The sequence below is a fragment of the Marinobacter sp. genome (genome assembly GCF_052091845.1).
GTDB lineage: Bacteria > Pseudomonadota > Gammaproteobacteria > Pseudomonadales > Oleiphilaceae > Marinobacter.
Map to the genome: position 1 here is coordinate 1 of NZ_JBQDCO010000071.1, position 11,945 is coordinate 11,945.

Here is an 11,945-nt window from a genome sequence, read left to right on the forward strand (position 1 = left end):
GCCCGCGTTCGAATTTTGAGAATCTGTGGTTCCAGCGCTCGACTGCGTCACGTAGACGAATCAGGATACTATGTTCCTCAGCGTCAAAAACATGTCCACGACGCTGAAGCCATGCAGCTATGACTCTCTCGACTGCCTGCACTGAGCTGGTTTCCGTCCAAGGCAGCAGATAATTTCTGCAGGCTAGACACAATGCTATGGCTACGAGAGCAAAGCGCTTGAGCACGCGGATTACCTGGGAAGCCATATGTGGAGTGACCCAGGTGTCCAGCAGCTTTTTAGTTTCCCGCTGGATGTATATAGGTAGCTCATCAATGTCGTCGGTCAGGCGTTCTATCCATTCTCGGAATAGCGCACCGTAGTATTTCTTCGTGTGCCTTTTTAGTGTGTCTACCAGCTCCTGAGAGCTCGGAAGCCCATGCAAATCATCAAAAGCGCCATACTTCCCAAAAACGGGTATTTCAACCAGGCGAGTTTTTTGCCCCGCTCTTACAGGCTTCCCGAGTTGTTGAAAAATCTCTGAAAGCCAGATTTCTCCCGAGCTGAGGCCCAGCGTTCGCCAGTGCGTTTGAGGGGCAAGGTCTCCGGTTTTCTGGGCGCGTAATTTGCTCGTACCGTTAAGGATTTGATAAGTGGCTACATCAACATCTTCAGGCTTGGCTAAGCCGATCTCATCGAGTGCCAGCAGCATGTCATTATGCACTGCAGATACTGCCGCCAGCCCGTTGGACGTCGATATCCAACTACGCATGAACGTCTGGGCGCCACAAACGCTGGTAGCGATTTGCAGTAAAGTAGTTTTTCCAGATCCGGAGTGGCCGCCGAAGTGATAAGCGCCGTTTTCAAGGTCAGCGGGTTGCAACAGCGGTGCAGCCAATGCCACGCCGACGCTGAATACCGCTAAAGAGTTTCCAGCGCAAAGGCGGCCTACGTGGGCCTGCCAATCTTGGAGAGAGCCCTTTTCTGACAAAATGTGGTCGGTTGATAACTGCCCAACGAAGTGATGCTGCTCATCCGCCTGACCTGCCGTCCAACTACTCGTTGCGAAAATGGGGCCATGCCAGCCGGTGCGGTCGACGGTGGTCGCCGGCGGCGCTTTTGCCATCGCCTCAAGCAAATATTGCAATATCTGCGACCAAGCTGCGTTGCCGGGCTTAAGCGGATAACCCGTGTCGACAAAAAGCTCTTTTATCTGACGAGCATTCTCACCGTGCAGGTCGCGGGCGTAAACCACCTCCCTCAGCATGGCGTTATCAAAGTTTTTCCATTGTAGTAGCACGCCGTGACCGTGCTTCTTTCCGGTAAGACGAGTCCGGGCGACAACCTCTAGCCAGCCGCCAAGCCAGTGCCACTGCTCAGAGCCGTAGCTGTACAAGCCGGAATCCCTCAGCTGAAATTTCATTTGCACCTCCGTCACAGCCGATCTAGCCAGTCACGAACATCCTGAATCCGGAACCTCACGGCTCGCCCGTGTGGGTTTGGTTTAATGGGGGCCGGAAAACGCCCAGATTGCACGTATCGCCGCAGCGTGGCCTGGGAAAGTTGGGTAACGGCACAAACCTCTTCATAGGTGAGCAAACGTTCATTCGTCTCGTTGAAATACTGTCGTTGCATAATCCACTCCTGATTCGTTGTTTAACGGACAGGAGTGATTATGAATAGTCCTGAAGTCACACCAGAACCGTGGAATTGGCCATTTTGGGCGCAAAGAGAAAAAACTTATAAGCATTTGAATTAAATGGTTAATTTATTTTGTTCGGTCGATCTTTATGTGAATTTCATCGGTTTTTGATCAAAAATTGGTGGAGTTTTAAACAATAGCCGTTGCCCGCCATCACCACGACATCATTATATGAGGCGGTAATGCCTGCTAACTTTCACATGTGAAAGTCAGAAATATGCGTGATCAAGACGGCCTCCTAAAGGCTCTTTTCGACGCCCTGTTATTTTATCAGCATGCACGTATCACGCCGGGCCTCCAAAAGGCCTCTTCCGCGCCCTTTTTAAGTGCCCCGAGGAAGTAGCGGGAATTGTTGTAGCGACGACAGTCAACCCGGTTCCATCAAGCTACCGGATACCGGTGTTGTCACTGATGTGGGAGGCCAGGGTCCCAAATTAATACTGGAACGCAGATCCCTCAGCCCATGCGGGCTATTTCATGGCACGTGGGAGCACAACGGCAAAGTCCCAAATCAGATAGTTACGTGGAAAGGAGTTGGAAAGGTCCCATGGCTGGGAGGAATGAATCTGCCTCCGCCCCCGCCTTTGTGTCCAAAAAGGGCAAAAGCACATGGCAGCTCAAGGCACTCGAATGTTTAGGATTGTTGGCAAATCCATAGAGAGGAGCCGGCAATGAGCAAACGAATGACTCACCAGGAAATCTGCGCAGAGTGGGAGTCGGTCAGCCGAGCCCAAAACGTGAACCATCGTCGCGGCACCGAAGCCGCCATCAAGCAATGCCGGCAATTTCTGGCTGCGATTCAGCAACAAGCGGACGTGGAGCAAGCGAGGTATCGCTATCTGGCGCAGCGGCTCTGTGATTACTTCTGGTCCCACAACATGGCTCATCGTAGCGACAAAACACCAGGCTATCCCGGGCACTTCGGCTGCCGCGTTCGACTCAGAAAAAGAAAACTGGAATTGTCCTGGTACTACAACCGCTTTGTCCCGAAGAAGAGTGGTGAGGGCCGATCAGTGTTTAGTGCGTACATCCGCAAAGAAGGCCGGTTCCGCTATCACAAGCCAGCCTTCACGCGGGCTCAGGACTGGGAACGACTGATCATCTCAGAGGTTGAGGCCGGTTTTGAAATGTTGCGAAGGCTCAATGCCAATCAAGCAGAGCTTCGTCGAATCGTGCTTAAAAGTGAGCGCCTCCTGAAAAATCTGGAGGAGCACCTCAGCGGACTGAAGGAGGCTGCCGGCGGGAGCGCATGCCCTTCCAATGAGGATAGGTGAAGGCTGTGGGCGCTAAAGCCCCTGCCTATTCACGCCAAAGCTGCATGTTTTGAGGAGCTATTGCTGGGCGCACCTAAATTTGCGGTGGCTCTAGATGCTGTCTTTTGCTGGTCTATTCAGGTCAGATCGGTTGTGTGCAGTTTAGTGCCTCGATATATTGATTAGTCAATGTAGTGTAGACTGATTCACCCTCGAAACTACGCTGCCTCAGATGGGGTGGCTACACCATCGCCCATAGGGAGCTAAAAGATGGCCGAACTGGACGACCGATGGCTGTCTGTCACAGAAATCGCCAAATACCTCGGTGCCAGTAACGACTCGGTTTACAGGTGGATCGAGAAGCACGCAATGCCCGCCCACCGTGTCGGCAGAGCCTGGAAGTTCAAAAAGAACGAAGTGGACGAATGGGTACGCAGCGGCGGTGCCAGCGACGGGAATAACGCCAATGCCTGAGGAGAAACAACTTGCCCGTTTCGGGTTCCGGTTTGAGCGTGGCGGTACCCACAGCTCCCGCACAATGATGCTGGACGAGCTCACGGCTCTGCTCGATTACGTAAACCGTGCTGACGCAACAAAGGCTGATTATCTGAATGCGATAGAGGAAGACAACTGCCTCGGCAAACGTTCAGGTAAGACTCGTCGCCTGACCTATAAGCATTTGGCTGAGCTTTATTCTCTGGACACAGCCCATGTGCTTTTTCGTGCCTTGCTGTACTTCTGGCAGCGAGATGAAGCAGGTCGGCCAATGCTGGCGCTGCTGGCTACCTACGCCAGAGACACCATTTTCCGTGCCAGCGCACCAATGATTCTCAAGACGCCGGAGGGATCAGTCATTACCCGTGAGTCGCTAGAGGAACTGCTCGATAGCCTGGAGCCAGGCCGTTTCAGCAAGGCGACTCTGAAATCCACAGCCCAGAATATCAACTCCAGCTGGACCAAATCCGGCCACCTTACAGGGCGAAACAAGAAAATCCGTAACCGAGCTGCCCCTACAGCAGGCAGTGCGGCCTACGCTCTGTTGCTGGGCTATCTGGCCGGTGCGCGTGGGCAAGGCCTGTTCAGTACCGAATACGCCAAGCTGCTGGACTGCTCCCGGGAACAAACCATTGAGCTGGCAGAGCAGGCCTCACGAAGGGGCTGGATAACCTACAAGCGGGTGGGGGATGTGATCGAAGTGCTTTTCCCCAACCTGATCAATCAGCAGGAACAGGAGTGGTTGCGTGAGCAGGGTTAAGCGCCTGATTCAATCGTACGGGCGACACATTGCTATCCCCTGGAGGGATGATGCCGCCGCAGCCCAGCGGGTGGTTTTCTGCGTTTACAACGAAAACGAAGAGCGCTGGCTCAGAGCCCGGGTAGACGAATTCGAAATTGTTACCCGGCAGGCGGGTCACGAATGGGTTCTGTTTGATTTGACCGACACCTTTGCAGGCTGGCTGGCTACCCAACGGTACGCAAAGAGCTATTTCCAGAAGCCGCACCTGCTGGCCACGGTGTTGCCAAAATATCTGGACTATATTGTGAGCGAGTTCGAGCGGGTTCTGAAAGAAACAAATGCCAACGACAACACCGTAGTGGCTGTCCAGGGTGTTGGCGCGCTTTTCGGTTTTCTCAAGGTCAAAGACGTTGTGGATAAGTTGGCTCCCCTGGTTGAGGGGCGGCTGTTGGTCCTGTTTCCCGGCAGCTATGAAAACAACAATTACCGGTTATTGGACGGTTACGACGGGTGGAACTATCTCGCAGTACCGATAACCGCAGACAAGGATTAAGGAAAGAGGTTGTTCATGAAGAATCGTGAGATTTATCAGAAAGATCCGACCATCCGCAAACTGGTCAACGAAGGTGTGGCCAGTGTTAACGACGAAACCACAAGCCATGCGCTCGCGGTACTCCGTTACGAACTGGAAACCTTCGTGTGTGACGGCCAGTACGAGAAAGGAATGTCCCACATTCTGGAAACCTACCTGAAGAACATCGACCAGGCTCAACAGCCGGCGGTGTGGGTCAGCGGGTTCTACGGTTCTGGTAAATCCCACCTGGTGAAGATGCTGAGGGCACTGTGGGTAGATGCAGAGTTTGAAGATGGCGCTACTGCCCGGGGTATCGCCAAACTGCCGCAAGGCGTGAGTGAACACCTCAAAGAGCTGAGCGTTCAGGCGAAGCGTCACGGTGGCTTGCATGCTGCATCCGGAACCCTGGGTTCCGGCGCAAGCGGTAGTGTACGGCTTGCGCTACTGCGTATTCTGTTCAAATCGGCAGGGCTGCCGGAACAGTACCCGGTCGCCCGCTTTGTGATGTGGTTGAAGCACGAAGGCATTTACGACCAGGTACGCCAAAGTGTCGAATCCAACGGCTACGACTGGCAGGAAGAGCTGGATAACTTCTACGTGGCCGAAGGCCTGCACGAAGCCCTGGTACAGGCAAAGCCGGCACTGTTCTCATCACCGGCATCCTGCGTGGAAACCCTGAACAACCTGTATCCGTTCGTTCAGGACATTTCCAGCGACGATATGCTCAAGGCCATTCGCCAGGCATTGACCACAGACGGCAAATTCCCGCTTACCCTGATCGTACTGGACGAAGTTCAGCAATTCATTGGTGAAGACAGCCAACGCTCCATTGCGGTACAGGAAGCAGTCGAGGCCTGCTGTAAAAACTTCGGTGGCAAGCTGCTCTTCATTGGCACCGGCCAGACAGCGGTAACCGGCACCAGCAATTTGAAGAAACTCGAAGGGCGCTTCACTATCCGTGTTGAGCTGTCTGATGCCGATGTCGATGCCGTTATCCGGCAAGTCATTCTCGCCAAAAAGCCTGAAGCCAAAGGGCCGATTGATCAGGTTCTGCAAACAAACCTGGGCGAAATTTCCCGGCACCTGGCGGGCACAACCATTGGCCACCGGCAGGATGACCTGCCTTACTTCCCCCAGGACTACCCGATCTTGCCGGTGCGTCGTCGCTTCTGGGAGAACACCCTGAGAATACTGGACCAGACCGGTACCGACAGTCAGCTGCGTAACCAGCTCAGCATGATTCATAAAGTCATCCAGACCAACCTGGATGACCCGCTTGGCCATGTGGTACCGGCGGATTACCTTTACTTCGATTCCGCAGACAAACTGCTGCAAGCCCGAATTCTGCCCCGCAAGGTTCATGAAAAAACCATGAGCTGGATAAAAGGCACGGAAGACCAGCGCCTGATGGCCCGTGCTTGCGGCCTGGTGTTTCTGATCAACAAGCTGGGCGGTCAGAACAATGAGATCGGCATTCGCGCGAACGTCGATTCACTGGCAGATCTGCTGGTAGAAGATTTGTCCGCTGGTAGCAGCAGTCTACGCAGCAAACTGCCAGGCTTGCTCGATAACTGCGAACTGTTGATGAAAGTCGGTGAGGAATACCGCATTCAGACCGAAGAGAGTGCCGCCTGGACTGACGAATTCCTCAGCCAGCGTTCCGCGCTCTCCAATGAAGCCCATCGTATTCACGCAGAACGGGACGACCGCATACGCCGCATGTTCGGTGAGGTCGCGCGCAAACTGTCGCTGATGCAGGGCGACGCGAAGGTTACCCGGGATACCTACCCGGTGTTTGATGCCCAGCTACCGGCGGATGCCAACGAGCGTATCTGCGTGTGGGTACGAGATGGCTGGAGCAGTGATGAAAACTCCGTTCGGGCCGATGCACGGCAAGCCGGGAACCAGTCGCCTACCGTTTTTGTGTTTATCCCCAAGCGTTCAGCGGATGACCTGCGCCATCACCTGATCGATTACAAAGCGGCCAGCGCTACTCTGGACAAGCGTGGCTCCCCCAACACGCCGGAAGGCACCGAAGCCAAAGCGGCCATGGAAACCACCAAACAGACCGCCGAAGGCAAAATTCGGGAATTGCTCAGCGAAGCCTTCTCCGGCGCCCGGGTCTTCCAGGGTGGTGGCAATGAAATCCTCGGTAACAATTTGCAGGAAATGGTGCTGGAAGCGGCAAACAACTCGCTGCAACGCCTGTACCCCAACTTCCATATTGCTGACCACAGCGGTTGGCAAAAAGCCTACGAAAAAGCGAAGACAGGCGCACCGGATGCTCTCAAAGCCGTCGGTGACGATGGTGAGCCTGGCAAGAATCCGGTCTGTAAAGCCATTCTGGGCTTTATTGCCGGTGGCAAAAAAGGTGGAGACATACGCGCTCACTTTGAAGGGAAAGATTTCGGCTGGTCCCGGGATGCGGTGGATGGCGGCCTTCAGGTACTGCTGGTGGCCGGAATCATCCGGGCCCAGGACGACCGTGGGCAACCCATCGAGCCTTCCGCACTGGAGCGCAAGAGCATTGGTAAAACCCTATTCAAAGTGGAGTCCGCCAATGTCACCACACCGCAGCGTATCCAGATCCGCAAAGTGCTCCAGAAAGTGGGTGTATCCGCCAAGCAGGGCGAAGAACTGGCGCACGTGCCATCGTTCCTGCAGAAAGTCAGTGATCTGGCTGATAAAGCCGGTGGCGAAGCACCCAAACCCGAACGCCCGGACACCCGCTTCCTTGACGATATCCGCCTGACAACGGGTAACGAGCAACTGCTGGCCCTTTATAACTGCCGGGAACAACTCGTTCAAAGCATTGAGCATTGGGAGAAACTGGCAGAACAACTCCAGCAGCGCTGGCCTAGCTGGATGGTTCTCAAACGCCTGGTAAACCACGCATCCGCTCTGGCCGATGCCGAGGTGTACCGCGCCCAGGTAGACACTATCGAACAACAGCGCCAACTGCTGGAAGAGCCGGACCCGATCAACCCGTTGATCACCAGCCTGACCCAAAGCCTGCGCGAAGCCCTGAACACCCTGAATCAGGACTACCAGGCCCGGCACGAACAGGGCATGAAACGCCTGGAGGCAGACGGAAACTGGAAGCAGCTGGAGCCAGAGCAGCGCAACCAGTTGCTGTCCGAGCAGAAGCTGACCCTGGCTGATCAGCCGAAAGTGGCCGTTCAGTCCACGGAGGAAGTACTGAACACCCTGGACCAATGCTCACTGGGCATGTTCGCAGACCGGGTAGCCGCGCTACCCAGCCGTTTTGACAACGTAGCAGTCGCGGCAGCGGAGTTGTGCGAGCCGGAAATCCAGTTTGTATCGGTACCACGCCGCACGCTGAAAACCGAGGCAGACGTTGATGCCTGGGCGGAAGAAGTGAAAGATCAGCTTAAAACGGCCCTGGAAAAAGGTCCGATTTCCGTCAAATAAAGAGCGCGACAGACATCATGCGAACCGCCGCCAACATCGAGGCTCTGTTGCCAGAGCTGGACCACTGCATAGCCGACGAACTGGAAGACCAGGACCTCGACTTCAAACAGTGGGACCTGAAAAGCCGGGACAACGCGGTAAAAACCGTGGTCCAGATGGCCGTGTGCATGGCCAATGGTGGTGGCGGTACCGTGGTATTTGGCGTGGCCGACCGAATACAGGGCCGAAGTAACGCCATTCTGGGTGTGCCACCGGAAATCGACGCAAACCTTCTGAAAAAGGCCGTCTACGACCAGACCGACCCGAAAATCATGCCGGTATTCGAAGAGCTGGCCGTACCGGAAGGCACCGGCCGGTTACTGTTGATGCAGATTCACCCCGGTATGCCGCCGTACACCGACACCGCAGGGCGAGGGACCATCCGCGTCAGTAAAGACTGCGTTCCGCTGACCGGCACACTGCGCCGGAAGATCAGTGTCGAAACCGGCGAAACCGACTACACCGCAGAAGCCGTCGCTCCTGTGGATAACTCACTGCTGTCCGCCACAGCGTTGGAAGCACTGCGCAACCAGGCCAGCAAGGAACGTGCGCCGGAAGACTTGCTGAGGCTATCGAACACTGAACTTCTGTCCACTCTCGGGCTGATCAAACAGGGCAAACTCACCAGGGCCGCTATTCTGCTGGCCGGCACCGAGGCGGCCATCCGGGAACACTTGCCCGGCCACAACTGGACTTTCCTGCAAATGACCTCGGATACCGACTACGGCATCCGGGAGGATCGGGTCAGCGCTTTGCCTTTGTCCGTTCAGCGCATAGAAGAACTGCTGGTGCCCTTTAACCCCATCACCACCTACAAACAGGGCATGTTCCATTACGAGTACCGCACCTGGCCGGAAATAGCAGTGCGCGAAGCCCTGATGAACGCCTTCTGCCATGCGGACTTGCGCATAGCGGGGCCGGTAATGGTCAAGCTGTATGCCGACCGGTTGGAAATCAGCAATAACGGGGGCTTTATTGCCGGCATTACCCCCAACAACATCCTTCATCACCAGCCCGCTGCCCGAAACCCCTTACTGGTGGAAGCCCTTACCCGCCTGCGCCTGGTAAACCGCAGCAATCTGGGCATTAACCGCATGTTCTCCGCCCTGCTGATGGAAGGCAAAGAACCGCCCCAGATTCGGGAGATTGGTGACTCGGTACAAGTCAGTTTTCCCAAGCGGGAGCTGAACGCCACCTTCCGCCTGTTTGTGGCGGAGGAAAGTGAGCACGGGCGTAACCTGGGCGTGGATGAACTGATGCTGTTGCAATACCTGCTCCAGCATCCGGAAATAGACACCAACACCGCAGCCAGTCTGTGCCAGCGTGGCGAAGCAGAGATGCGCGAAAAGTTATCCACAATGGAGTCGGCAGGTTACATCGAGCACGGGGGTACCGGGCGGGGCGCTTATTGGTGCATCCAGCCCGAGCTCTACAATCGGTTGGCCGAGGATGGCCAGAGTGAAGCCCGTCGCCGGATTGGTTGGGATGCCGCCAAAACCCGCGTGCTCAGCATTCTGATGGAGCGAGCCAAACGAGGCGACCCCGGATTGAGTAATAAGGAAATCCGGCAGATCACTCGCTTTGACCGTAACCAGGCCCGACGTCTGATGCAGGCGCTGATGCAGGAGAACGCTGGCCTCCAGAAGGTGGGGGAGCGGCGCTGGGCGCGCTATGAATACAGCAATGCACGTGAGTATTGAAATTCGCATAGATAAACTTCTATGCGCATACTATGCGTTTAATGGATAAAGTGCGCATATCGGTGCGTACCGATGTGCCAGGAAGAGCGCTTTAACGGCACCAAAGCCGTAGCCGTGGCATCACTTTAAGGACTGGGGAAGTAAAAGAACATGCAGCCACTCGACAAGACACTCAGAAACCAACTGGAACGCGCCGTTAAAAACGCCCGCGACACCGCCGAAACCGGTGCCCGCGCCGCGTTGGACCAGCTGGGTGTGGCAGACCCCACACCGGCCGCGCATCTGAGCGAGACCGAGCGGGAGCTGCGCCGTCGATTGCGTGCCCACGGGCGGCAGTTGGGCGACTCTCTGAACGGTGGCAAGGTCCAAAGCATGGACCGTTTGGTGGAAGAGGTTGCCTACGAGCACTGGCACCGCATGCTCTTTGCCCGCTTCCTGGCCGAAAACGACTTGCTGATGTACCCGGACCCGGACGAACCGGTGGCCATCACCCTGGAAGAGTGTGAAGACCTGGCCGCCGATGAAGGCGCCGCCAACGGCTGGGAACTGGCCGCCCGCTATGCGGCCCGTATGCTGCCGCAGATTTTCCGGCTGGACTCCCCGGTTTTCCAGCTCACCCTGCCACCGGAGCACCAACAGGCCCTGGAGCGCCAGGTCGCGGGCCTGCCGCTGGAGGTGTTCACCGCCTCCGACAGCCTGGGCTGGGTTTACCAGTTCTGGCAGGCCAGGAAGAAGGAACAGGTCAACCAGTCCGAGGTCAAGATCGGTGCCCGGGAGCTCCCCGCCGTCACCCAGCTCTTCACTGAGCCCTACATGGTGAGCTTCCTGCTCGACAATTCATTGGGGGCCTGGTGGGCGGCCCGGCAGCTCAGTGAAAGCGACCTGAAACACGCCGAAAGCGAAGAAGAGCTGCGCCAGAAGGCCTCCATTCCTGGTGTTCCCCTGGACTATCTGCGCTTTGTAAAACAGGAAGATGGGGCCTGGACACCGGCTGCCGGCACCTTTGATGCCTGGCCGGAACAACTGGCCGACCTGAAAACCCTGGACCCCTGTTGCGGCTCCGGCCACTTCCTAGTGGCCGCCTTCCTGATGCTCGTCCCCATGCGAATGGAGCGCGATGGCTTGTCCGCTCGGGACGCCGTGGATGCAGTGTTACGGGAGAACATTCATGGACTGGAGCTGGATCAGCGCTGTGTGGAACTTGCCGCATTCGCATTGGCCCTAACCGCTTGGAAATACCCTGGCGCAGAGGGCTACCGGCCATTGCCAGAACTACAACTAGCCTGCTCTGGTTTGTCGATTAGTGCTAAGAAAGAAGAGTGGTTAGCGTTAGCAGGAGACAACACTGATCTGCGCGTTGCGCTGGAAGAGCTTTACAGACAGTTTAGAGACGCGCCCATTTTGGGTAGCTTAATTAATCCGGAAGCAAGCTTAAGCAAAGGCTCATTGTTTGAATTGACATGGGAAGAAGTCGGCCCCTTGCTTAGCCAAGCTTTGGCTGAAGAAAAAGATGAAGAGAAGTCAGAAATTGGCGTTATAGCAAGAGGGGTTTCAAAATCATCTAGCTTGTTATCAAGAAAGTTTGAATTAATTATTACAAATGTTCCTTATTTGGGGATAAGAAAACAAAATGATTTTTTAAAAAAACATCTAGAAAATAATTACAAAATCTCTAAAGGAGATCTTGCAACTGTATTTCTAGAAAAATTCCTTAAGAATAACGTTAAAGATAATGGTTTATATGCAGTAGTTACTCCTAGTGCGTTCGCTAATAAAGATTACTTTAAAGAACTCAGGAAGGAGGTTTTACAAAATTATGTACTTAGCTCCCTGGCTTTTCTAGGACCTAGAGCATTTGAGACCATTACTGGAGAGGTCGTAGACGTTTCCCTTCTATCTATAGAAAAAACCAATCCAAAACAAGAGTCATGTTTTTGCCTGATTGATGTTTTTGAAAAAAAGAATCATGAAGAGAAGTCTAACTCTCTAAAGAGTTCGGAAGCATTGGTATTACAGCAGAGAGATCAAC

The 11,945-nt window shown here is 54.9% G+C and carries 9 protein-coding genes; 7 read left to right on the forward strand and 2 right to left on the reverse strand.

Features of this window, described 5'->3' with window-relative positions; translation table 11 throughout:
* Nucleotides 1–1,402: DUF927 domain-containing protein (locus tag ACTHYN_RS15490; protein ID WP_441813315.1), on the reverse strand; the 1,402-nt coding region annotated here is incomplete at its 3' end.
* Nucleotides 1,403–1,413: 11 nt separating this feature from the next.
* Nucleotides 1,414–1,614 (reverse strand): helix-turn-helix transcriptional regulator, encoded by a 201-nt coding sequence (locus tag ACTHYN_RS15495; protein WP_427029410.1) that lies wholly within the window; start codon nucleotides 1,612–1,614, stop codon nucleotides 1,414–1,416.
* Between the two features lie 738 nt (nucleotides 1,615–2,352).
* Here ACTHYN_RS15495 and mobI point away from each other — a divergent pair.
* The 7 genes from mobI to ACTHYN_RS15530 all read left to right on the forward strand — a co-directional run.
* Entirely contained in the window at nucleotides 2,353–2,955 is a 603-nt protein-coding gene (gene mobI / locus ACTHYN_RS15500) for a conjugative transfer protein MobI(A/C) (RefSeq protein WP_427029409.1), read from the forward strand.
* A 249-nt stretch (nucleotides 2,956–3,204) separates the two neighbouring features.
* Nucleotides 3,205–3,408 (forward strand): helix-turn-helix domain-containing protein, encoded by a 204-nt coding sequence (locus tag ACTHYN_RS15505; protein ID WP_427029408.1) that lies wholly within the window; start codon nucleotides 3,205–3,207, stop codon nucleotides 3,406–3,408.
* Nucleotides 3,401–4,189: a hypothetical protein gene (locus tag ACTHYN_RS15510; RefSeq protein WP_427029407.1), complete on the forward strand. Its 789-nt coding sequence runs from the start codon at nucleotides 3,401–3,403 to the stop codon at nucleotides 4,187–4,189. Before ACTHYN_RS15505 ends, ACTHYN_RS15510 begins: the two co-directional genes overlap by 8 nt.
* A complete protein-coding gene (locus ACTHYN_RS15515) occupies nucleotides 4,176–4,724 on the forward strand; it encodes a BREX protein BrxB domain-containing protein (RefSeq protein ID WP_427029406.1) in 549 nt (182 codons plus the stop codon). Before ACTHYN_RS15510 ends, ACTHYN_RS15515 begins: the two co-directional genes overlap by 14 nt.
* 15 nt (nucleotides 4,725–4,739) lie before the next feature.
* Nucleotides 4,740–8,177, forward strand: a complete 3,438-nt coding sequence (gene brxC, locus ACTHYN_RS15520; RefSeq protein WP_427029405.1) for a BREX system P-loop protein BrxC — start codon at nucleotides 4,740–4,742, stop codon at nucleotides 8,175–8,177.
* A gap of 17 nt (nucleotides 8,178–8,194) precedes the next feature.
* A complete protein-coding gene (locus ACTHYN_RS15525; RefSeq protein WP_427029404.1) occupies nucleotides 8,195–9,916 on the forward strand; it encodes an ATP-binding protein in 1,722 nt (573 codons plus the stop codon).
* A 150-nt stretch (nucleotides 9,917–10,066) separates the two neighbouring features.
* On the forward strand, nucleotides 10,067–11,945 hold a 1,879-nt coding region (locus tag ACTHYN_RS15530), incomplete at its 3' end, for an Eco57I restriction-modification methylase domain-containing protein (protein ID WP_441813316.1).